The organism is Nonomuraea sp. NPDC049637 (assembly GCF_040675235.1).
GTDB lineage: Bacteria > Actinomycetota > Actinomycetes > Streptosporangiales > Streptosporangiaceae > Nonomuraea.
In genome coordinates this window covers 16,324-38,446 of the sequence record NZ_JBFAOM010000009.1, presented here as the reverse complement: position 1 = coordinate 38,446, position 22,123 = coordinate 16,324, and the positions used below count along the sequence as shown (strand labels likewise).

The 22,123-nt window shown below is 70.2% G+C and carries 19 protein-coding genes and 1 tRNA gene; 5 read left to right on the top strand and 15 right to left on the bottom strand.

Features of this window, described 5'->3' with window-relative positions:
* Window positions 1–49: 49 nt before the first annotated feature.
* The 9 genes from cysN to AB0J71_RS14785 all read right to left on the bottom strand — a co-directional run bounded on the left by cysN (window position 50) and on the right by AB0J71_RS14785 (window position 8,625).
* The gene (gene cysN / locus AB0J71_RS14825) at window positions 50–1,312 is read right to left on the bottom strand and encodes a sulfate adenylyltransferase subunit CysN (RefSeq protein WP_364414507.1); all 1,263 of its coding nucleotides are present in this window, start codon (window positions 1,310–1,312) and stop codon (window positions 50–52) included.
* On the bottom strand, window positions 1,312–2,226 hold the full coding sequence (gene cysD, locus AB0J71_RS14820; RefSeq protein WP_352321984.1) for a sulfate adenylyltransferase subunit CysD: 915 nt from the start codon (window positions 2,224–2,226) through the stop codon (window positions 1,312–1,314). The genes cysN and cysD overlap by 1 nt, the downstream gene beginning before the upstream one ends.
* Before the next feature lie 18 nt (window positions 2,227–2,244).
* The gene (locus AB0J71_RS14815) at window positions 2,245–3,009 is read right to left on the bottom strand and encodes a 3'(2'),5'-bisphosphate nucleotidase CysQ (protein ID WP_352321982.1); all 765 of its coding nucleotides are present in this window, start codon (window positions 3,007–3,009) and stop codon (window positions 2,245–2,247) included.
* Complete coding sequence (locus AB0J71_RS14810) at window positions 3,009–4,385, bottom strand: sugar transferase (protein ID WP_352322006.1); 1,377 nt, start codon at window positions 4,383–4,385, stop codon at window positions 3,009–3,011. The genes AB0J71_RS14815 and AB0J71_RS14810 overlap by 1 nt, the downstream gene beginning before the upstream one ends.
* A gap of 232 nt (window positions 4,386–4,617) precedes the next feature.
* Entirely contained in the window at window positions 4,618–5,202 is a 585-nt protein-coding gene (pth, locus tag AB0J71_RS14805; RefSeq protein ID WP_352321980.1) for an aminoacyl-tRNA hydrolase, read from the bottom strand.
* Window positions 5,203–5,265: 63 nt separating this feature from the next.
* Complete coding sequence (locus AB0J71_RS14800) at window positions 5,266–5,895, bottom strand: 50S ribosomal protein L25/general stress protein Ctc (RefSeq protein ID WP_364414505.1); 630 nt, start codon at window positions 5,893–5,895, stop codon at window positions 5,266–5,268.
* A gap of 97 nt (window positions 5,896–5,992) precedes the next feature.
* A complete protein-coding gene (locus AB0J71_RS14795) occupies window positions 5,993–6,970 on the bottom strand; it encodes a ribose-phosphate diphosphokinase (RefSeq protein ID WP_352321976.1) in 978 nt (325 codons plus the stop codon).
* Window positions 6,967–8,418: a bifunctional UDP-N-acetylglucosamine diphosphorylase/glucosamine-1-phosphate N-acetyltransferase GlmU gene (gene glmU / locus AB0J71_RS14790; RefSeq protein WP_352321974.1), complete on the bottom strand. Its 1,452-nt coding sequence runs from the start codon at window positions 8,416–8,418 to the stop codon at window positions 6,967–6,969. Before glmU ends, AB0J71_RS14795 begins: the two co-directional genes overlap by 4 nt.
* 135 nt (window positions 8,419–8,553) lie before the next feature.
* Window positions 8,554–8,625 (bottom strand) — tRNA-Gln (locus AB0J71_RS14785).
* Between the two features lie 303 nt (window positions 8,626–8,928).
* On the opposite strand from AB0J71_RS14785, the gene AB0J71_RS14780 reads away from it, so the two are divergent.
* From AB0J71_RS14780 to AB0J71_RS14765, 4 genes are all read left to right on the top strand, one after another.
* Complete coding sequence (locus AB0J71_RS14780) at window positions 8,929–9,867, top strand: acyl-CoA desaturase (protein ID WP_352321972.1); 939 nt, start codon at window positions 8,929–8,931, stop codon at window positions 9,865–9,867.
* A 79-nt stretch (window positions 9,868–9,946) separates the two neighbouring features.
* The gene (locus AB0J71_RS14775) at window positions 9,947–10,813 is read left to right on the top strand and encodes a TetR family transcriptional regulator (protein WP_364414655.1); all 867 of its coding nucleotides are present in this window, start codon (window positions 9,947–9,949) and stop codon (window positions 10,811–10,813) included.
* Between the two features lie 55 nt (window positions 10,814–10,868).
* Window positions 10,869–12,929, top strand: a complete 2,061-nt coding sequence (locus AB0J71_RS14770) for an RNA degradosome polyphosphate kinase (protein WP_352321968.1) — start codon at window positions 10,869–10,871, stop codon at window positions 12,927–12,929.
* The gene (locus AB0J71_RS14765; protein ID WP_352321967.1) at window positions 12,919–13,764 is read left to right on the top strand and encodes an NUDIX hydrolase; all 846 of its coding nucleotides are present in this window, start codon (window positions 12,919–12,921) and stop codon (window positions 13,762–13,764) included. The genes AB0J71_RS14770 and AB0J71_RS14765 overlap by 11 nt, the downstream gene beginning before the upstream one ends.
* Window positions 13,765–13,768: 4 nt before the next feature.
* On the opposite strand, the gene AB0J71_RS14760 is transcribed toward AB0J71_RS14765, so the two are convergent.
* From AB0J71_RS14760 to AB0J71_RS14745, 4 genes are read right to left on the bottom strand one after another with little or no spacing between them, the layout of a single operon-like run.
* Window positions 13,769–14,944, bottom strand: coding sequence for a cytochrome P450 (locus AB0J71_RS14760; protein ID WP_364414503.1), 1,176 nt, complete (start codon window positions 14,942–14,944; stop codon window positions 13,769–13,771).
* Complete coding sequence (locus tag AB0J71_RS14755; RefSeq protein WP_364414501.1) at window positions 14,941–16,416, bottom strand: CYTH and CHAD domain-containing protein; 1,476 nt, start codon at window positions 16,414–16,416, stop codon at window positions 14,941–14,943. Before AB0J71_RS14755 ends, AB0J71_RS14760 begins: the two co-directional genes overlap by 4 nt.
* 52 nt (window positions 16,417–16,468) lie before the next feature.
* Window positions 16,469–16,819: a VOC family protein gene (locus tag AB0J71_RS14750; protein ID WP_364414499.1), complete on the bottom strand. Its 351-nt coding sequence runs from the start codon at window positions 16,817–16,819 to the stop codon at window positions 16,469–16,471.
* A gap of 36 nt (window positions 16,820–16,855) precedes the next feature.
* The gene (locus AB0J71_RS14745; RefSeq protein ID WP_352321959.1) at window positions 16,856–17,626 is read right to left on the bottom strand and encodes a trans-aconitate 2-methyltransferase; all 771 of its coding nucleotides are present in this window, start codon (window positions 17,624–17,626) and stop codon (window positions 16,856–16,858) included.
* Between the two features lie 56 nt (window positions 17,627–17,682).
* Here AB0J71_RS14745 and AB0J71_RS14740 point away from each other — a divergent pair, with 56 nt between their 5' ends.
* Window positions 17,683–18,186, top strand: a complete 504-nt coding sequence (locus AB0J71_RS14740) for a MarR family transcriptional regulator (protein WP_364414497.1) — start codon at window positions 17,683–17,685, stop codon at window positions 18,184–18,186.
* Window positions 18,187–18,711: 525 nt separating this feature from the next.
* On the opposite strand, the gene AB0J71_RS14735 is transcribed toward AB0J71_RS14740, so the two are convergent.
* Window positions 18,712–20,529 (bottom strand): ABC-F family ATP-binding cassette domain-containing protein, encoded by a 1,818-nt coding sequence (locus AB0J71_RS14735; protein ID WP_352321955.1) that lies wholly within the window; start codon window positions 20,527–20,529, stop codon window positions 18,712–18,714.
* A 562-nt stretch (window positions 20,530–21,091) separates the two neighbouring features.
* The gene (locus AB0J71_RS14730; protein ID WP_352321954.1) at window positions 21,092–21,994 is read right to left on the bottom strand and encodes a 4-(cytidine 5'-diphospho)-2-C-methyl-D-erythritol kinase; all 903 of its coding nucleotides are present in this window, start codon (window positions 21,992–21,994) and stop codon (window positions 21,092–21,094) included.
* Window positions 21,995–22,123: the final 129 nt, after the last annotated feature.

Genomic DNA, 22,123 nt, shown 5'->3' with positions numbered 1-22,123 from the left:
GAAACGGCGAACGGCCCGGCGTGGTGTCGCCGGGCCGTTCGCATGACGCTCAGCTGGCGTCGATGATCATTCCGGCGCCGACCGTGCCGTTGGTGGCCTCGTCCACGAGGATGAAGCCGCCGGTCAGCCGGTTGCGGGCGTAGTCGTCGACGAACAGCGGCTGGGTGACCCGCAGCGAGACCCGGCCGATCTCGTTCAGGCCGAGGGCGGTGGCCTCCTCGTCCCGGTGCAGCGTGTTGACGTCGAGCCGGTAGTGCAGGTCGCGCACCAGCGCCCGCGCCGTACGGGTGGTGTGCTTGATCGTCAGCTTGGTGCGCGGGGTCAGCTTGAGGCCGTCGGCCATCCAGCAGACCATGGCCTCCAGCTCCTGGGCCGCGTGCGGCTGGTTGTTGGGCCTGGCGATCATGTCGCCGCGCGAGATGTCGAGGTCGTCCTCGAAGCGCAGCGTGACCGACATGGGCGGGAACGCCTCCTCCACCGGCCCGTCGAACGTGTCGATCGAGGCGATCCGCGTGCTCAGCCCGGACGGCAGGTGGATCACCTCGTCGCCCGGCTTGAGCACCCCGCCCGCGACCTGCCCCGCGTAGCCGCGGTAGTCGTGGAAGGCGTGGTCGGTGGCCTTCTGCGGACGGATCACGTACTGGACGGGGAAGCGCACGTCGACCAGGTTGCGGTCGGAGGCGATGTGCACGTTCTCCAGGTGGTGGAGCAGGGACGTGCCGAGGTACCAGGGCATGTTCTCCGAGCGCGAGACGACGTTGTCGCCGTTGAGCGCGGAGATCGGGATGAACGTCAGGTCGCTCACGTTGAGCTTGGAGGCGAAGGAGGTGAACTCCTCCCGGATCTCCTCGAACCGCTCCTGCGAGTAGTCGACCAGGTCCATCTTGTTCACGGCCAGCACCAGGTGCGGCACCCTCAGCAGCGAGGTCAGGAACGCGTGCCGGCGCGACTGCTCCAGCACGCCCTTGCGCGCGTCGATGAGGATGATCGCCAGGTCGGCCGTGGAGGCGCCGGTGACCATGTTCCTGGTGTACTGGATGTGGCCGGGCGTGTCGGCGATGATGAACTTGCGCTTGGGCGTGGCGAAGTAGCGGTAGGCCACGTCGATCGTGATGCCCTGCTCGCGCTCGGCCCGCAGGCCGTCGGTCAGCAGCGACAGGTCGGTGTACTCGGTGCCGCGGTCGCGGGAGGTGCGCTCGACCGCTTCGAGCTGGTCCTCGAAGATGGCCTTGGAGTCGAAGAGCAACCGTCCGATGAGGGTGGACTTGCCGTCGTCGACGCTTCCCGCGGTGGCAAAGCGAAGAATGTCCATCAGAAGTAGCCCTCTCGCTTGCGGTCCTCCATGGCGGCCTCGGACGAGCGGTCGTCGGCCCTGGTGGCCCCCCGCTCGGTGATCCGGGTGGCCGCGATCTCCTCGATGATCTCCTCGACCGTGGCGGCCGTGGACTGCACGGCGCCGGTGCAGGTCATGTCACCGACCGTGCGGTAGCGTACGACGGCCTCGAACAGCGGCTCGTCGTCGCCACGGGACACGACGTCGGAGTCGGGCAGCAGCATGCCGTCGCGCTCGAACACCTTGCGGGTGTGCGAGAAGTAGATCGAGGGGATCTCGATGCCCTCACGCCGGATGTAGTCCCAGATGTCGAGCTCGGTCCAGTTGGACAGCGGGAAGACCCGGATGTGCTCACCCTTGCGGATGCGGGAGTTGTAGAGGTTCCACAGCTCGGGGCGCTGGTTCTTCGGGTCCCACTGGCCGAAGTCGTCGCGGAAGGAGAACACGCGCTCCTTGGCGCGGGCCTTCTCCTCGTCGCGCCGGGCGCCGCCGAAGACGGCGTCGAACTCGTGCTCCTCGATCGCGTCGAGCAGCGTGGTGGTCTGCAGGCGGTTGCGCGAGGCGCGCCGGCCGGTCTCCTCGACCACCCGGCCGCTGTCGATCGACTCCTGCACGCTGGCCACGATCAGGCGCGCGCCCAGCTCCTCGGAACGGCGGTCGCGGAACTCGATGACCTCGTCGAAGTTGTGCCCGGTGTCGACGTGCATCAGCGGGAACGGGATGGCCGCGGGCCAGAACGCCTTCTCCGCGATGCGCAGCATGACGATCGAGTCCTTGCCGCCGGAGAAGAGCAGACACGGCCGCTCGAACTCCGCCGCCACCTCGCGCATGATGTGAATGGCCTCGGCTTCGAGTACGTCGAGCTGCGACGTCGTGTAGTCGCGCTGGAGCATGGGCGCTTCCTCCGGCGGTTAGCGATGCAGGTCCCGAATTCCGGCGAGCAGGGATGTCGCCAGCTCCGGTAGGGAAACCAGGATATCCGGTAGTGACGGGTCCGCTTGGTTGTAGGTCAGCTCCGAGCCGTCGACGCGGCTGGCGAACGCCCCGGCCGCCTGCGCGACGGCGACGGGCGCCGCGGAGTCCCACTCGTACTGGCCGCCGGCGTGCACGTACGCCTCGACCTCGCCGGTGAGCACCGCGGAGATCTTGGCCCCCGCCGAGCCGATCGGCACCAGGTCGGCCCCCAGCAGGTAGGCCAGCTTCTGGACGAACTCCGGCGGCCGGGTGCGGCTCACCGCGATGCGGAAGCGGCCCTTCTCGAAGGCCGGCAGGGCGGGCGGCTCGGCGGTGGTCAGCGTACGGCCCTGCGCGGGCAGCGCCACCGCGCCCGCGGTCAGCTTGCCGCGCTCCCACAGCGCGACGTGCACGGCCCAGTCGGCCCGGCCCTCCTCGGCGAACTCGCGCGTGCCGTCGAGGGGGTCGACGATCCACACGCGCTCGGCGCCCAGCCTGCGCGGGTCGAGCCGCTCCTCGCGGGTGGCCTCCTCGGACAGCACACTGTCACTCGGACGCAACCGTGCCAGCGCCTCCATGAGGAACACGTGCGCGGCCCGGTCGCCCTCCGCGCGCAACGCGGCGGAGTCGCCGAACCCGGTGCGCTCGCGGACCTGCAGCAGCCTCTCGCCCGCCTCCGTCGCCAGGTCGCCGGCCACGGCGTGGTCGTCGCGAATCGTCATCAATATGCTCCTTGCCCGCGGGCGACGGCCGACCAAGTCTTCCACAGGATCTGCAGGTCCAGCGTGAGGGACCAGTTCTCCACGTAACGCAGGTCGAGACGGACGGATTCCTCCCACGATAGGTCAGATCGTCCGCTCACTTGCCACAGCCCGGTCAGCCCGGGACGCACCAGAAGCCGTCTGCGCACGTCGTCACCGTAGCGCGCCACCTCCTCCGGAAGCGGCGGGCGGGGGCCGACGAGCGACATGTGTCCGAGGAGCACGTTGATGAGCTGGGGCAGCTCGTCGAGGGAGTGGCGGCGCATCAGCGTGCCGAGCGGCGTCACGCGCGGATCGTTGCGGATCTTGAACAGCACGCCGTCGTGGTCGCTGACGAGGGTGATCTTCTGCTGCTCCGAGCCGCGCCGCATGGTACGGAACTTCAGGATGGTGAACGGCCTGCCGTCCTTCCCGACGCGGGTCTGGCGGAACAGCGCGGGCCCCGGGCTCGTGCCGCGCACGGCCACGGCCAGGGCCGCCAGCAGCGGTGACAGCAGCACCAGCAGACCGGCGGCGACCACGCGGTCGAAGACGTTCTTGACCAGTTGCCGGGCGCCGGTCAGCTCGGGGTGCTCGACGTGCAGCAGCGGCAGCCCGGCGGCCGGCCGGATCATCGTGCGCGGGCCGGCGACGTCCATCAGGGCGGGGGCGACCACCAGCTCGGTGTGGGTGCGCTCCAGCCGCCAGGCCAGCCGGCGCAGCGCGTCGCCGTCCATCTCGGGGCAGGCCAGCACCGCCACGGTGTCGGCGCGCAGCTGGTCGACGACCAGCGGCACGTCGCCGAAGTCGCCCGCGACGGGCACCTCGGTCAGCACCCCGGGCGGCTCGCCGTAGGGCAGGCAGGCGGCCACGACGTCCATGCCGTGGTGGCGTTCCCTGCGGAAGAGGTGGACCAGCTCGGCGACCGAGGCCGGGTGGCCGACCGCGACCACGCGGCGCATGCAGGCCCCGGCCGCCCTGCGCCGGTTGAGCGAGCGCCGCAGCAGGTAGCGGGCGACCAGCGTGAGCAGCGTGACCAGGGGCAGCGCGAGCACGACGTAGCCGCGGGCGACGTCGGTCTTGGTGACGTACGAGCCGATCGCGGTGGCCGCGGTCAGCGCCACACCGGCGTGCACGACGCGGCGGAACTCCTCGGAGCCGACGCCGATCATGCGGGGCTCGTAGGCCCGGTTGAGCGCGACCGCGCAGATCCACACCCACGGCAGCGCCACGCTGACCAGCAGGTACGGCAGCACGTAGGGGGTGAACCCGCCGAACCTGCCGCAGAAGGCGGCGGCGGACCCGATGCCCGCCCCGCACAGATCGCCCACCACGGCACGGAACCGGTAGGAACGCATCCATGCCGGAGTCACCGGGCTGACCCGCCACGAGAGGGCCTCGCCGGACTTCACGGGCTCTCCTGCCTCACTCCGTGAGGCGGCCTCGGTCGCCAAATGCCGTCTTCCCCCGCTCCGCTCCCGCCGTCGCTCCGGGCGGTGGCACGCCTCTGTGTGCCCGTTCCCGAACGGACAGTCACCGATGCTAGCCGGGCGTGCGCCGCGACAGGCGGCGAACGGTTCTATGCGGCGATCAGCGCGGAGGGCCGGAAATGTGGAGATCAGCCCGGTGGAAGTCGTTCTGGGTGGCTTCCAGGCCGCGGGCCATGAGCGACTCGACGACGTCGGCGCCCCGGTCGACGAGGAAGGGCAGATCCTTGCGCTCGACGGTGGCGAAGTCTCGCAGCACGAAGGTGGCCGGGTCCATGCGGCCGGGCGGCCGGCCGATGCCGAAGCGCACCCTCAGGTAGTCGCGGGTGCCGAGGACCTTGGTGATGGACTTGAGCCCGTTGTGGCCGTTGTCGCCGCCGCCCAGCTTGGCGCGCAGCGCGCCGTAGGGGACGTCGAGCTCGTCGTGGACGACGATCAGCCGATCGGGGCCGATCTTGTAGAAGTCGGCGAGCGCCTTGACCGGCCCGCCCGACAGGTTCATGTACGTCAGCGGCTTGGCCAGCACGGCCGCCCGCGTCTCCAGCACCTCGGACCTGCTCTTGTGCGCCTTGAAGCGCCCGCCGGCCCGCGCGGCCAGCTCGTCGAGCACCATGAAGCCCGCGTTGTGCCTGTTACCCGCGTATTCGGGCCCCGGATTGCCCAGTCCGACGATCAGCCAGCGGTCCATGTGCGCTCCCCTTACAGCGGAACGGGGGCGGCCTCGCGCCACCCCCGTTGTCGCGGTACGTGCTTACTCGGCGGCAGCCTCGGCGCTCTCGCCCTCGCCCTCGGCCTCGGCGGTCTCGCCCTCGGCGGCCTCCTCGGCCTCCGCGGCGGGCTCCTCGGTCGGCTTGGCGATGACGTGGAGGACCACGGCCTCGGGGTCGGCGGCCAGCGTGGCGCCCGACGGCAGGTCGAGCTGCGCGGCGGTGACCACGGTGCCGACCTCCATGCCCTCGACGTCGACCTCGACGCCGGTCGGGATGTGGGTGGCCTCGGCCTCGACGCCCACCGAGACCAGCTGCTGGTCGAGCAGGCCCTCGGAGTTGACGTCGCCGGTCGTGGTGACCGGGATCTCGACGGTGACCTTCTCGCCGCGCTTGACCAGGAGCAGGTCGACGTGCTCGACGAAGCCCTTGATCGGGTCGCGCTGCACGCCCTTGGGCAGGGCGAGCTCGTCGACGCCGTCACCCTGGAGGCGGATCAGCACGTTGGGCGTGCGGAGGGCGAGCAGCACCTCGTGACCGGGCAGGGTCAGGTGCTTGGGGTCGATGCCGTGCCCGTAGAGGACGGCGGGCACCTTGTCGGCGCGGCGGATCTTGCGGGCGGCGCCCTTGCCGAACACCGTGCGCGGCTCGGCGGCGATACGTACTTCAGACACGACATCTCCTAGGGATGCAGAGATCGGATTGTGGCGCGCTCCCCCTCACCCGCCCTAGCGGAAGGCGTTACGAGCGCAACCCGTACAGCTTACTCGCTCAGGTGTCGCCCTCGAACAGGCTCGTGACGGAGCCGTCGGTGAAGACCTCGGTGACGGCGCGCGCGATGAGCGGCGCGATTGAGAGCACGGTCAGCTTGTCGAACCGCTTGGCCTCCGACAGCGGCAGCGTGTTGGTCACGATGACCTCGGAGATGCGCGAGTTCTTCAGCCGGTCGACGGCGGGGTCGGAGAAGACCGCGTGGGTGGCGGCGACGATGACGTTGGTGGCGCCCTGCTCGTAGAGGGCGTCGGCGGCCTTGCAGATCGTGCCGGCGGTGTCGATCATGTCGTCGATCAGCACGCAGGTGCGCCCGCTGACCTTGCCGACGACCTCGCTGACCTTCACGGAGTTGGCCACGTCGAGGTCGCGGCGCTTGTGGATGAAGGCCAGGGGCGTGCCGAGGGTGTCGGCCCAGCGCTCGGACAGGCGGACGCGGCCGGTGTCGGGCGAGACGACGGTCGTGTTCTCCAGGTCGAGCTTGTTCTTCAGGTAGCTCTCCAGGACCGGCATCGCGAACAGGTGGTCGACGGGACCGTCGAAGAAGCCCTGGATCTGCGAGGTGTGCAGGTCGATCGACATGAGCCGGTCGGCGCCGGCGGTCTTGAACAGGTCGGCCATCAGCCGGGCCGTGATGGGCTCGCGGCCGCGGCCCTTCTTGTCCTGGCGGGCGTAGCCGAAGAACGGCATGACCACGGTGATGCGCTTGGCCGAGGCCCGCTTGAGCGCGTCGACCATGATGAGCTGTTCCATGATCCACTTGTTGATGGGACCGGTGTGGCTCTGGATCACGAACGCGTCGCAGCCGCGGACGGACTCCAGGTAGCGGGCGTAGATCTCGCCGTTGGCGAAGTCGATCAGTTTGGTGGGGGTGAGGGAGACGCCGACGTGCTCGGCAACCTCTTCGGCCAGCTCTGGATAGGCCCGGCCGGAGAAGAGCATGAGGTTCTTCTCGCCCGGCTGTTTGATGCTGGTCACTGTTCGTTCTCCTGCTGTGCTCGCTCGGCCAGCGCCCGTTCGGCGGCGGCGGCCGACTTGGTGCCCGCGCGCTTGCGCAGGACCCATTTCTCGATGTTGCGCTGTCGCGCCCTGGCCACGCCCATCGCCCCTGGGGGTACGTCGCTGACGATCACGGACCCGGCCGCGGTGTTGGCGCCTTCGCCGATCGTCACGGGGGCGATGAGCATGGTGTCGCAGCCGACGAACGCGCCGTCGCCCACGGTGGTGTGGTGTTTGTCGACCCCGTCGTAGTTGACGAAGACGGTGGAGGCGCCGATGTTGACGTCTTCCCCGATGGTGGCGTCGCCGGCGTAGGTGAGGTGGGGCACCTTGGAGCGCTCGCCGACCTTGGTGTTCTTCATCTCGACGAACGTGCCCGCCTTCGACCTGCGGCTGAGCACGGTGCCGGGACGCAGGTAGGCGTAGGGGCCGACGTTGGCCTCGGGGCCGATCTCGGCGTCGTCGCAGACCGCGTTGCGCACGACGGCGCGCTCGCCGACGCGGGTGTCGGTCAGCGTGGTGGCCGGGCCGACCTCGGCGCCGGCGCCGATGACCGTGCGGCCGTGGAGCTGGGTGCCGGGGTGGACGACGGCGTCGGGCCCGATCTCGACGTCCACGTCGACCCACGTGGTGGCCGGGTCGACGACGGTGACGCCGGCGCGCATGTGCTGCTCCAGCAGCCGCTGGTTGAGCACCTTGCGGGCGAAGGCGAGCTGGACGCGGTCGTTGACGCCCTCGACCTCGACGTAGTCGGCGGCCACGCAGGCGCCGACCCGGTGGCCGTCGCCGCGCAGGATGCCGAGGACGTCGGTGAGGTACTCCTCGCCCTGGGCGTTGTCGGTGGACACGCGCTTGACGGCGTCGGCGAGCAGCAGGCCGTCGAAGGCGTAGATGCCGGAGTTCATCTCCTTGATCGCGCGCTGCTCGTCGTCGGCGTCCTTCTCCTCGACGATCTCCAGCACGGCGCCGGAGGGGTCGCGGACGATCCGGCCGTAGCCGGTCGGGTCGGGCACCTCGGCCGTCAGCACGGTGACCGCGTTGCCGTCGGCGGCGTGCTTGGCGAGCAGCGTGGCGAGCGTGCGGGCCTGCATGAGCGGCACGTCGCCGTAGGTGACCAGGATCGTGCCGGCGATCGTGCCGACCTCCTCCAGCACCGTGCGGACGGCGTGGCCGGTGCCGCGCTGCTCACGCTGGACGACGGCGCGCGCGTCGGGGCTGGTGGCGGCCAGATGACCGCCGACCTGTTCGAGCGCATGGCCGATGACCACGATGAGCCGCTCGGGATCGAGGTCGCGGGCGGCGGCGAGCATGTGGTCGACCAGCGCGCGGCCGCACAGCTCGTGGAGGACTTTCGGGGTCTGGCTCTTCATCCGGGTGCCCTCGCCCGCGGCGAGGACGATGACGGCTGCCGGGCGCGGCACACTCACGGACTGAGACTCCCTGTGACTGGACGGATCAGGGTCGTCGGCGCGGCTACCGCGCCGCAACCCTCCCGACACCGTGAGGATACCTGCCCGGTTCGGAACTCTTTCGCGCGGGGAGTCGCGGGATGGCTGTCAAGGCTCCCGGAAGAGGACTCGAACCCCTACAAAGTGGACCAAAACCACTTGTCCTGCCGATTAGACGATCCGGGACGGACCGGACGCCGTGGCGTCCGACACACAGCCCCTACGATACCGAGCCCGCACGGGCGTATGCGCCCTCAATTCTCTCGCACATCTCCAGTGCCGCGAATACCGGGGACACGCGGGGGTAGTCGGCGCGCTGGTCGTATAACAGAACACCCCAAAAGCCGCAAGGCACGAAACCCACTCACCTGGGCGCGCCGGCCGTCAGCTAAGTGACATCCACACTTAGGGCTTCCTTACTTACGATGGCGTAGGTTACGGTGGCGTAGCCTGGACATTCATCCTCATACATGTAGTTGGAGGTAGCCCATGACCGTTCTCGCCGAGCGTTCCTCCCCCGCCCCGAAGCCCGACTTCGAAGAAGAACCGAAGTCCAGGGCCGAGATCATCACGTTCGCACTCGTGGTCGGACTGCCCCTGGTCGCGCTCGCGGCGGCGGTCCCGCTGGCCTGGGGATGGGGACTCGGCTGGACGGACATCGTCATCGCCTTCGTCTTCTACGTCGTCTCCGGGCTCGGCGTCACCGTCGGGTTCCACCGCTACTTCACGCACGGCTCGTTCAAGGCCAAGCGACCGTTGAAGATCGCGATGGGCATCGCGGGCAGCCTGTCGCTGGAGATGTCCGTGCTGGACTGGGTGGCCACGCACCGCAAGCACCACAAGTTCTCCGACAAGGACGGCGACCCGCACTCGCCGTGGCGCTTCGGCCCCGGCTTCAGGTCGATGTCCAAGGGCCTGCTGTACGCCCACATGGGCTGGCTGTTCGAGAGCGAGCGCACCAACCGCGAGAAGTACGCCCCCGACCTGTGCAAGGACGAGGACATCCAGAAGCTGCACAAGTGGTTCCCCACGCTGGCCCTCGTCTCGGTCCTGCTGCCCGGCGTGCTCGGCCTGCTGCTGACCTGGTCCTGGCAGGGCGGCCTGACCGCGCTGTTCTGGGGCTCGCTGATCCGCATCGGCCTGCTGCACCACGTGACCTGGTCGATCAACTCGATCTGCCACGTCTTCGGCGAGGAGTCCTTCCAGACGCGTGACAAGTCGCGCAACGTCTGGTGGCTGGCCATCCCGTCGTTCGGCGAGTCCTGGCACAACCTGCACCACTCCGACCCCACCTGCGCCCGGCACGGCGCGCTCAAGGGCCAGATCGACCTCAGCGCCGGCCTGATCCGCCTCTTCGAACGGGCGGGCTGGGTGTACGACGTGCGCTGGCCGACGCCAGAACGCCTGGCGGCGAAGCGCATTGCCTGACGAGAATCAGCCGATGAACGGCCATTCGTCCGTGGCCGTCATTATGGAACCCGTGACCGAACCCCGATCTCGCAGGCGCATGTCCGGTAGAGAGCGCAGAGAGCAGCTGATCCGGATCAGCCGCACGCTGTTCGCCGAGAAGGGGTTCGACGGGACCTCCATAGAGGAGATAGCCGCCACCGCGCAGGTGTCCAAACCCGTGGTGTACGAGCATTTCGGCGGCAAGGAAGGCGTTTACGCGGTCGTCGTCGACCGCGAGATGCAGAAGCTGCTCGGCATGATCACCTCGGCCCTCGCCGCCTCCCACTCCCTCATCAAGCTGGAGCGGGCCGCCCTGGCCCTGCTCCAGTACATCGAGGAGAGCAGCGAGGGCTTCCGCATCCTGGTGCGCGACTCGCACGCGGCCTCGGGCACCGGCACGTTCGCCAGCCTGATCAGCGAGATCGCCAGCCAGGTCGAGGACGTCCTGGCCGACGAGTTCGCCGGCCGGGGCTACGACCCCAAGCTCGCCCCGATGTACGCCCAGATGCTGGTCGGCATGGTCGCGCTGACCGGCCAGTGGTGGCTGGACGTGCGCAAGCCGGGCCGCGAGGAGGTCGCCGCGCACCTGGTGAACCTGGCCTGGAACGGCCTGACCGGGCTGAACCCGAGCCCGGTCATCTCGGTGGCCACCCGCAACCAGGCCGCCGCCGCCAAGCCGCGCGTCAGCGACAAGGATCTGCGCGAATTCGAGAAGGCCCGGGAGAAGGAGCTCAAGGAAGCCGAGAAGCTCCGCCAGCGAGAGTTGCGTGACGCGGAGAAAGCCCGGGTACGAGAGTTGAAGGAGCGCGAGCGGCTGCTGAAGGAGGCGGAGAAGGCCCGCGAGCGCGAGGAGAAGATCCGTCAGCGGGAGGCCAGGCTCGCCGAGCGCGCCGCACGCCTGGAGCAGGCCGACCAGCCAGAGTGAGTTCGTTGCGGCTACGTTAACGTTCCGTTCAACCAATCGGGGCAATATAGGCCATATGTCCGCGGAACCGCTGCAATCGGGAAACGACCTGCCCCTGCCACAGGAGCGGTTCCTCAACCGCGAGGAAAGCTGGCTCCAGTTCAACGAGCGCGTCCTCGAACTGGCCGAGGACCCGTCGGTCCCGCTGCTCGAACGGGTGCGCTTCCTGGCCATCTTCGCCAGCAACCTGGACGAGTTCTTCCGCGTACGGGTGGCCGGCCTGAAGCGGCGCATGGCCACCGGGCTGCTGCTGCGCACCAAGAGCGGGCTGAAGCCGCGCGAGGAGCTGGCCCGGATCGCCACGATCGCCGACTCCCTGGCCAAGCGGCACGCCGCCGCCTTCCACGACCGTGTCTGCCCCCAGCTCGCGACCGAGGGCATCGAGATCGTCCGGTGGGACGACCTGGGCCGCGAGGAGCGCACGGAGCTGCGCAAGCTGTTCAGGGAGCGGATCAGGCCGGTGCTGACGCCGCTGGCGGTCGACCCGGCGCACCCGTTCCCCTACATCTCCGGGCTCAGCCTCAACCTGGCCGTGCTGGTGCGCAACCCGATCACCGACCACACCGTCTTCGCGCGGGTGAAGGTGCCCTCGCAGCTCCCCCGGTTCGTGCCGGCGTCGAAGGACCGGTTCGTGCCGCTGGAGGACGTCATCGCGGCGCACCTCGGCCAGCTGTTCAAGGGCATGGAGATCCTCCAGCACCACGTCTTCCGCGTCACCAGGAACGAAGACCTCGACGTCGACGAGGACGTCACCGAGAACCTCATGCAGGCGCTGGAGAAGGAGCTGCTCAAGCGGCGGTTCGGGCCGCCCGTGCGGCTGGAGGTCGAGGAGACCATCACGCCCGAGGTGCTGGCCCCGCTCATCGAGGAGCTGGAGCTGGCCCCGCACGAGATCTACCGGCTGCCCGGCCCGCTCGACCTGACCGGCCTGCACGCCATCGCCGACCTCGACCGCGGCGAGCTGAGCTATCGCCCGTTCGTGCCGGCCGAGGTGATCAACGCCGAGGACGACCTCTTCTCCACCCTGCGCGAGCGCGACGTGCTGCTGCACCACCCGTACGACTCGTTCGCGACCAGCGTCCAGCGGTTCATCGAGGTGGCCGCGGCCGACCCGCGGGTGCTGGCGATCAAGCAGACCCTCTACCGGACCAGCGGCGAGTCGCCCATCGTCGACGCGCTGATCGACGCGGCCGAGGCGGGCAAGCAGGTCGTCGTGGTCGTGGAGATCAAGGCCCGCTTCGACGAGCACGCCAACATCTCCTGGGCCAGGAAGCTGGAGCGGGCCGGCTGCCACGTGGTCTACGGCGTGGTCGGCCTGAAGACCCACTGCAAGCTGGCCCTCGTCGTCCGGCAGGAGCCCTCGGGCGAGCTGCGCCGCTACTGCCACATCGGCACCGGCAACTACAACCCCAAGACGGCCCGCCAGTACGAGGACTTCGGCCTGCTCACCGCCGACCCGCTGGTGGGCGAGGACGTCACCGACCTGTTCATCCACCTGACCGGCTACTCCAACCACTCGGCCTACCGCCGGCTGCTGGTCGCGCCGCACTCGATGCGCAGCGGCCTGCTGGCCAGGATCGACCGGGAGATCGCCCACCAGCAGGCGGGCCGTCCGGCGCGGATCAGGATCAAGACGAACTCGCTGGTGGACGAGCCGATCATCGACGCGCTCTACCGGGCGTCCAGGGCGGGGGTGCCGGTGGACCTGTGGGTGCGCGGTATCTGCATTCTTCGCCCCGGAATCCCCAATTTGTCAGAAAATATCCGCGTAAGGTCGGTTTTGGGGCGCTTTTTGGAGCACTCCCGCGTGTACGAGTTCGGCCTCGGCAGACGTCCCGAGGTGTGGATCGGCAGCGCCGACCTGATGCGCAGGAACCTCGACCGCCGGGTCGAGGCCCTGGTCAAGGTGACCTCGCAGCAGCACAAGGCGTACCTGATCGAGCTGATGGACCTGGCCATGGCCGACACCACGAACGCGTGGTGGCTCAACTCCGACGGCACCTGGATCCGCCACGAGGGCGAGGATCTGCAGAGCCATCTCGTCGGCACCAGGCGATGGAGGACCGTTGACGACTGACCTGCTCCGGGCCGCCGGAGCCGTGGTCTGGCGGGGCGCGGAGAGCGGCCCCGAGGTGGCGGTGATCCACCGCCCGCGCTACGACGACTGGACCTTCCCCAAGGGCAAGCTGGAGAGCGGCGAGCACGTCATCGCCGCCGCCCTGCGCGAGGTCACCGAGGAGACCGGCCTGACGGTCGTCCTGGGCCGCGCCCTGCCGCCGATCCACTACCTCAGCGGCGGCCGGCTCAAGCGCGTCGACTACTGGACGGCGCGGGTCGCCTCCGACGCCGGCTTCGAACCGGGCGACGAGGTCGACGGGCTGCGCTGGCTGCCCGTCGACCGGGCTCGCGAGCTGCTGACCTACGAGTGGGACGCCGGGCTGCTGCGCGCCCTGGCCGCCGCGCCGCTCGCGACCGTGCCGCTGGTGCTCGTCCGGCACGCCACGGCCGGGTCCAGGAGCCGGTGGGACGGCGACGACGCGCTGCGCCCGCTGGACGACCACGGCGGCTCCCAGGCCGCCGCCCTGGCCACCGCGCTGCCCGCGTACCGGCCCGAGCTGCTGGTCAGCTCGCCCAGCCGGCGCTGCGTCCAGACGCTGGAGCCGTACGGGACCGGGATCGGGGCCGAGATCAGGACCGAGCCGCTGCTCAGCGAGGAGGGCCAGGACCCGCACAAGACGCCGGAGCTGGTCGGCGACCTCGCCGTGCCCGCGGCCGTGTGCAGCCACGGCAAGGTCCTGCCGCACCTGATCCACGCGCTGAGCGGCAAGGACGTGCACCTGCGCAAGGGCGCGTTCGCGGTGCTGCACCGGGTCGGCGGGCACGTCGTCGGCGTGGAGCGCTACGCGACCTGACGGCTCACCAGGTGACCGGCAGCCGGGCGAAGCCCTGGGTGATCCTGCCCTCGTTGCGCGGCAGCTCGGCGACCGGGACGGCCAGCCGCAGGCCGGGAAGACGCTGGAAGAGCCGGCTGAAGACCGCCTCCAGCTCCACCCTGGCCAGGCTCGCGCCGATGCAGAACCGCGGGCCGTACCCGAAGGCGAGATGCGGGTCGGTCGCAGGACGGCCGATGACGAAGGTGTCGGGATCGGGATAGACCTGTTCGTCCCGGTTCGCCACGCCGGTGTTGATGACGACCGCCTCGCCGCGGCGGATCGTGCGGCCGTCGATCTCGATGTCCTCGTGGGCGTACCTGGGCAGGCCGTGCAGGCTCGGCGCGGCCATGCGCAGGATCTCCTCGACCGCGGCGGGCGCGAGCCCGGGGTCCGACCGCAGCAGGTCGAGCTGGCCGGGGTTGGCCAGCAGCAGGAGCACGCCGTGGTCGATGCGGTTGACCGTGGTCTCGTGCCCGGCGAACAGCAGGCCGGCGGCCAGCTCGGCGATCTTGCCGTCGTCGTCCAGCTCGCCCGCGAGGTCCGACAGGACGTCCTCGGCCGGTTCCTGCCGTTTGCGGGCGATCAGCCCGGCCATGTAGGCGCTCAGCTCCGCCCGCGCCGCGACGCCGGCCGCCTCGTCCCGCAGGTCGGCCATACGCGCGGACACGCCGCTGAAGTACTCCCTGTCCTCGTACGGGACGCCGAGCAGCCGGCAGATGACCAGCACCGGCAGCGGGAAGGAGAGCTCGGCGTGCAGGTCGGCCGGCGGCGTGCGGCCGGCCAGGTGGTCCAGCCGCTCCTCGACCAGGGCGCCGACCTCGCCGGCCAGCCGCCTCATCCGCCGGGCCGAGAAGGAGGGCGCGAAGAGCCTGCGCAGGCGCTCGTGGTCGGCCTTCTCGGTGGCGGCCTCGCCCTGCGGCCCGCCGAGCAGGGCCGAGTTCGACACGCGCGGCGCCCGCTCGGGCTCGGGGTGGGAGCGTCCCAGCCGGCTGTCGGTGAACAGCCTGCGTGCCTGTTCGTAGCCGGTGACCAGCCAGACCTCGTCGCCCACCGGGGTGCGCACCCGCGCGATGCCCTCCTTCTCCCGCAGCTCCCGGTAGGCCGCCGGAACGTCGAGGGGGTCGCTGCGCGGGAAGGGTATTGCCGGAAGGTTCGTCATAGAACCTTCTTAACCGCCTTCACGGTCTCCGCCCAGACTCTGGGGAAATCGGCCTCGGCACGTTCGGCGGTGTTACGTTCGATCCCGATCAGCAGCCCGTACGTGAAGGTGTCCTCGCCCGCCTGCCGGGCGCTTTCGGCCTCCTTGGCCAGCGTCTCCTGGGCGACCACGCCGTCCCGGTGGGCCCCCAGCACCTCCTGGACGTTCTCGGCCAGCTCGGCCAGCCTGGCCATGCCCTTGCCGAGGGTCGGTTCGAGCGCTTCGGCGGTGTATCGAGCGCGTTTGGCCGCCTTGCGGACGTCGTGCAGGGCGATCTCGCGGCGTCCGGGGTCCTCGGTGGCCTGGGCTGCCTCGTACGCCCTGGTCACGCGGTCCCAGCCGGCCGAGGCGAGGGCGGTGAGCTTGTCCTTCGCCGGCTTGGCGGCGGCCTTGCCCAGCTCGGGGGTGGCGATCAGGGCGTCGAGGGCGTCCAGGAGGGTGTAGTAGCGGTCGCCGCTGAGTGCGTCCTTGATGCGCTCGTACGCCTCCTGCTCGCGTACGCGCAGGTCCGCGCCGAGACGGGTCCGGATGGGACCGGTGACCAGCTCGGGGGCGAGACCGGACAGCTCCCCGGCGAACCTGGCCCTGATCACCTCCAGGTCGCGGGCCTCGCCGAGCACCGTGCCGAGCCAGCGCAGCTCCTCCTGGACCTGTTCCGTGCCGGTCACCACCGACTTGAACGCCTTGAGCGCGCTGCGCAACCTGCGCGAGGCCACCCGCATCTGGTGGACGGCGTCCTCCTCGGCCCTGCGCACCCGCGGATCCTGGCTGAGCAGGGCGGCGACCTGGCTCGACAGGTAGTCGATGACGGTCTCCCCCGCCGTGCCGGGCTCGGTGGCGGCCCTGGCGGGCGGGGCGGGTTCGAGGAGCCGGGCGAGCTTGCTGGCGCTGCCCGCCGGGGTCGCCCCCGCCTTGCGCAGCCGCTTGCCGACCTTGGCCAGCAGGTCCGGCCGGTCCTCGGCCAGCAGCTCGGCCTCGACCTCGCGCCACCGCAGCACCTTGCCGTCCCGGTGGACGGTGCCCTTCACCCGGTCGTCGGCGATCTCGACCAGCCGGGTGCCGCCGTCGTGCAGCAGGGTGACGCTGCGGCGGGTGTCGAGCTCGGCCACCACCTGGAGCTCGGCGCCCCTGGCGTAGGCCCGGACGAGTTCGGCCAGCTCCGGCGGCACGACCTTGGTGCTGCGGGTGAGCGGGCAGGTGATCTCCTGGCGCACGCCCCTGGCCTTGGGCAGCTTCAGGTGCCAGCCCGCGTCGTCGCCGCCGCGCCTGCGTCTGAGCGTGACGCCGCGCGCGGCCAGCCGCAGGTCGGCCGTGTCGTAGTAGAGCGCCACGAGCTGGTGACCGCGCGGGCCCGTGACCTGGGCCAAGCCGCTCAGGTCCGGGATCGTGTAGTCGGTCGGAACGTCGAACTTGTCCTCGATCTCGATGCCCACTGCACCTCACAAGTGTCCGATTTCGGACCATGATGCCACCTGGAGGTGAACATCACACGGCTTGCAGGAGCTCGATCCGGTTGCCCACGGGGTCCGTCACGTAGATCCGGCGGTAGCCGGGGAAGAGGTCGTCGGGCACCGCGCCGGGGATCCTGGCGGCGTAGGCGTCGACGTCCTCGACCAGGAAGGCCGGGTGGGCCTTGCGGGCGGCCCTGAAGTCGTCCTCGATGCCGAGGTGGATCTCCACGCCGTCGCCGCGGAACCACGCGCCGCCGCGTTCGGCCAGCTCCGGCGGTTTGGGGACCTCGGTCAGGCCGAGCACGTCGCCGTAGAAGGCGCGCAGCTCGGGTTCGCTGCCCTTGGGCGCGGCCAGTTGCACGTGGTGCAGGGCTTTGATCGTCATCTGCGGGGTCTCCTCAGCTTGTCTCCGGGCCATCAGTTATTTCTGGGCCACCACGAAGATTCGGCGGAAGGGGAAGGGGGTGCCGTAGCTTCTGGCCGGGTAGGCCTCGGCGAGCGGCCCGGCCAGGTCGGCCTTGAACCGCCGCTGCTCCTCCGGGTCGAGCCGGTCGAAGATCGGGCGCAGGGCCGTGCCGGACACCCAGTCGAGGACCGGGTTCTCGCCCTGGAGCAGGTGCACGTACGTGGTCTCCCAGGCGTCCACCTGGCAGCCGCCGTCGTTGAGGAAGTCGAGATACTGGATCGGGTCGTCCACCGGGTTGGCCCTGTTGAGGTCGCTGAGCCGGTCGGACCAGGCGCGGGAGGCGCACAGCTCGCGGATCGCGACGTGGCTCGGGGCGTCGAAGTTGCCCGGCACCTGGAAGGCCAGCCAGCCGCCGGGGGCCAGCTCCTCCAGCCAGTGTTCGAGCACGCCATGGTGGGAGGGCACCCACTGCAGGACGGCGTTGGAGACGATCACGTCCATGGGGCGGTCGGGGTGCCAGGTGTCGACGTCGGCCACGGCGAAGTGCACCGAGCTGGTGAGCTTGCGGGCCTTGGCGATCATCGCGGGCGAGGCGTCGAAGCCCTCGACGGTGGCGCCGGGCCAGCGTTCGGCCAGCATGACGGTGAGTTCGCCGCTGCCGCAGCCGGCGTCCACGACATAATCGGGAGCCACCGCACCGACTCTGGACATCAGCTCGATGAACGGCCGCGACCGCTCGTCGGCGTAGACGGCGTAGGTCACCGGGTCCCAGATATCTCTTGACATAGAGATAATTGATATCGAGAGAGATATCTCGATGTCAAGACAGTAGACTCTGTGTCATGACGCCACAGGATGACGAGGTCGACCGGCTGGTCGCGGCATGGCGGATCGAGCGGCCCGATCTCGACGTCGAGCCCCTCCAGGTCCTCTCCAGGGTGTCACGGCTGGCCAAACATCTCGACCGCGCCAGGCGGGCGGCGTTCGCCGAACATGATCTGGAACCTTGGGAGTTCGACGTGCTCACCGCGTTGCGGCGGGCCGGGAAGCCGTACGAGCTGAGCCCCGGGGCCCTGTTGCGGGCCACACTGGTGACGTCCGGCACGATGACCAACCGCATCGACCGGCTCGCTCAGGCCGGGCTGGTGCGGCGGCGGCCCGACCCCGAGGACCGGCGCGGCGTGCTGGTGTCGCTGACGGACACGGGGGTGGCGGGGGTGGACGCGGCGTTCGCCGACCTGCTCCGGCGTGAGCGCGACCTGCTCTCCGGCCTCCAACCCGCCGACCAACGCTCCCTCGCCGCCCTCCTCCGCCTGCTCCTCGCCCCCTTCGACTCCCCCCAATAGCCCTTTTACGTACGCACGATCGTCCGGCGCGGACGGCGGCCGGCGGCCCCCGTCCGGGGATGACCTCAGGGCCCGGCGTCCGGCGGCGGTCCCGGCAGGGGCGGCGGCGAGCGGTTGTGTGCGGCTCTGTTCTGCCGGGTGCTGCGGTTACGCGGTGCTGCGGTGCTGCGCTTCCGCAGTTCCGCGGTTTGGCGCTTCCGCGGTTCCCCGGTTCTGCGCTTCCACGGTTCTGCGCTTCCACGGTGCTGTTCTGCCGCGCTGCCGCTCTTCTGCGGGGTTCTCTTTGGTTTGATGCGGTTTCGTGATTGCGCGGGGTCCTGGCCCGCCGACGTCAGCGGGCGTCGGTCCTGAGGTGGGTCGACGGGAATGACCCCTATGGGCCTCGCCGGCCTGCGGCGGAAGCCGCCACGTCAGCCACTGCCCTGCGCCCCCGCACCGGCGACGGCTCCAGGCCGGTCCGCTGACGCCGCCTCTGCGGCAGCCGTCGAACCGGCGCGAACCCTTGCGTACGAGAGCGTGCGGGAGTCAGTCGCCGAGGCGATCGGCCACTTCGAGCCATTCCGCCTCGACGGTGTCCTTCTGGGTCAGGACGTCGCGTAGCTGGGCATCAAGGGAGCCCAGCTTGGCGTAGTCGCTGGCGGCTTCGGCCATGGCGGCGTGGAGGCGGGCCTCCTGGTCGCCGAGCTTGTCGAGCTGACGTTCCAGGCGGTTGAGTTCCTTGCGGAGCTCGCGTTCCTCCTTGGCCGACAGCCCGGTCTCCGGCTGCGCGCCGGACGAAGCCGCGGCAGGGGCCGAAGCGCCGGACGCCGGGGCAGGCGCGCTGCCGATACGGGCGGTCACCGCCGTGCCGGCGCTGCGGCGTTCGAGGTATTCGTCGACCCCGCCCGGCAGCATCACCAGCTTGCCGTCACCCAGCAGGGCCACGCACCGGTCGGTCACCCGCTCCAGGAAGTAACGGTCGTGGCTCACCAGGATCAGCGTGCCGGGCCAGCCGTCCAGCAGGTCTTCGAGCTCGTTGAGCGTCTCGATGTCGAGGTCGTTGGTGGGCTCGTCGAGGAGCAGCACGTTGGGGTCGTCCATCAGCAGGCGCAGCAGTTGCAGCCGCCGCCGCTCACCGCCGGACAGGTCGCCGATGACCTTCCACTGCGCATCGCCCTTGAAGCCCAGACGCTCCAGCAACTGGGACGCCGTCCACTCCCGCTTGCCCAGCTGGAGGTACTTGCGGATCTCCTCCACCGACTCCAGCACCCGCCGCGACGGGTCGAGCTCGGTCAGCTCCTGGGACAGATGCGCCAGACGTACGGTCTTGCCCCGGATCACCCGGCCCGAGTCCGGCTGGACGCTGTCGGCGAGCAACCGCAGCACCGACGACTTGCCCGACCCGTTGACGCCGATCAGGCCGATCCGGTCGCCCGGCCCGAACTGCCACGTGCAGTGATCGAGCACCAGCGGCCCGTCGCCGGGGCCGCCCGCGTGCAGGGTGACGTCTTCCAGGTCGTAGACGGTCTTGCCGAGCCTGGCCGCGGCGAACCGCATCAGCTCGACGGTCTCCCGCGCCGGCGGCTCGTTCGCGATCAGGGCCTGCGCGGCCTCGATCCGGAACTTCGGCTTGGACGTGCGGGCGGGCGGGCCGCGTCGCAGCCAGGCGATCTCCTTGCGCATGAGGTTCTGGCGGCGTTCCTCGGCTGCCTGGGCGATGCGCGCGCGCTCGGCCTTGGCCAGCACGTACGCGGCGTAGCCGCCCTCGTAGCGCTCGACCCGGCCGTCGACGACCTCCCACGTGCGGGTGGAGACGGCGTCGAGGAACCAGCGGTCGTGCGTCACGACCAGCAGGGCGCTCTTCCTGGCCGCCAGATGGGCGGCGAGCCAGGCGATCGCCTCGATGTCGAGGTGGTTGGTGGGCTCGTCGAGCATGACCAGGTCGTGGTCGTCGATGAGCAGACGGGCCAGCGCCGTACGCCGGCGCTCGCCGCCGGACAGCGCGGCGGCCTTGGCGCTGAGGTCGAGGTCGCCGATCAGGTTCGCCAGGATCTCGCGGACCTGCTGGTCACCTGCCCATTCGTGCTCAGCCCTGTCCCCCAGGACGAGCTGGCTCACGGTGGCCTCGGGGTCGAGGGTGTCCTGCTGGGACAGGAAGCCGACCCGCAACCCGCGCGTGTGGGTGACCCGGCCGCTGTCGGGACGCACGTCACCGGCGATGACCGACATCAGGGTCGTCTTGCCGCCCCCGTTGCGGCCGACGACGCCGATGCGCTCCCCGGCCTCGATGCCCAGGGAGACGTCGCTGAGGAGCGGCTTGGGCCCGTAGGCGTGGGAGACCGACTCAAGGTTGACCAGATTCATGACGTGTCCAGGGTATCGGTCCCCTCAACCGCTTCCCGACGCCCTCGACGTCCCTTGATCGTCTACGGGCCGGGGATTGCCGGACCTGATGCCCGCCTTGAGTGCCCAGCTCACGTCCATCTGCTGTTCACGTCGTCCCCGCCCGATGGAACGTCGGGCCCTCACACGATGTGAAGGTGCACGCGACGCCGGGCACCCCGCACCACCTCCCGCCGTGATCAGCAGGTCCGTACGGGCCGGGTCCGGACCCCCGTACCCCACGGATGTTCAGATCCGGATGCCGGTGGCTGAAGCGCGGATGATGACGGCGCCAACCACCAGCCCTCCGCCCCTCATCGACGCCGCCGTCGCCTCAACACGCACCGCAAACCAACGCCTGGAGCCGTGGCCTTGGGCCGCAACGCCGGATCTTCGTCCCGTCCGCCGTGCCGTCCGCCATGCCGCCCGCCATGCCGTCCGCCGTGCCGTCCGCCGTGGCGGGCCCAGCGGGGCGTCCCCGTGCGGGGCCGGCGTGGCTGTGGTCGTTGGGGGCGCTGGAGGCGCTGGGGGTGTCGTCAGGGGGTCAGAGCAGGGTGGCGCCGGTTACGGGGCCGTGGGCGGCGACCGTGGTGGTGGCGGCGCCTGTGGCGGTGAGGCTGTTGGCGAGGTCGCGGGCGTGGGTGGCGTCGATGGCCAGGAAGGCGCAGGTGGGGCCGGAGCCGGAGACGATCGCGCCCAGCGCGCCGTGCTGGCGCCCGCTGTCGAGGGTCGTGGCGAGCTCGGGACGGAGGGCCAGAGCGGCGGCCTGGAGGTCGTTGCTCAAATGGGCGCCCAGGGCGTACGCGTCGCCAGTGCCGAGGGCCTCGATGAGCGGGGCGTCGAGCTCGGGCCAGGGCACGCGGGCGTTCGAAGCCTCGCGCTGACGGTCGCACTCCGCGTAGACCTTGGCGGTCGAGAGGCCGCCGTCGGCCAGCGCGAACACCCAGTGGAACGTGCCGCCCGTGGGCAGCTCGCTGAGCTGCTCGCCGCGGCCGGTGCCGACCGCCGTACCGCCGAGCAGCGAGAACGGTACGTCGCTCCCCAGGTCTCCGGCGATCTCCATGAGGTCCTCGAAGGGCAGGCCGAGCCCCCAGAGCTCATTGCAGGCCACGAGGGCCCCCGCCGCGTCGGCGCTGCCGCCCGCCATGCCGCCGGCGACCGGGATGGCCTTCTCGATGATCAGGTCGGCGCCGTACGAGCGGCCCGCGTGCTTGGCGAGGGCACGGGCGGCGCGGATGGCGAGGTTGTCGTCGTCGACGGGCACCTGGTCGGACCATCTGCCGTTGACCGTGACGGTGATCGACTCGGCCTCCTTCGCGACCACCTCATCGAAGATCGACACTGCGTGGAAGACATTGACCAGGTCGTGGTAGCCATCTTCCCGGAGCGGGCCGACTGAAAGCTGCACGTTGACCTTCGCGGGCACACGTACGGTCACCGAACTCATCGATCTTCTGCCACTTTCATCGCTTGCCGGGGTCAAGGACACTCGATGTTATCGGGGTGGGGTGCGCTGACATGCGGTTCTCGGAATTAGACGTGTGAGATGGCCGACTGCGGGCCACGCAGAGTGAGG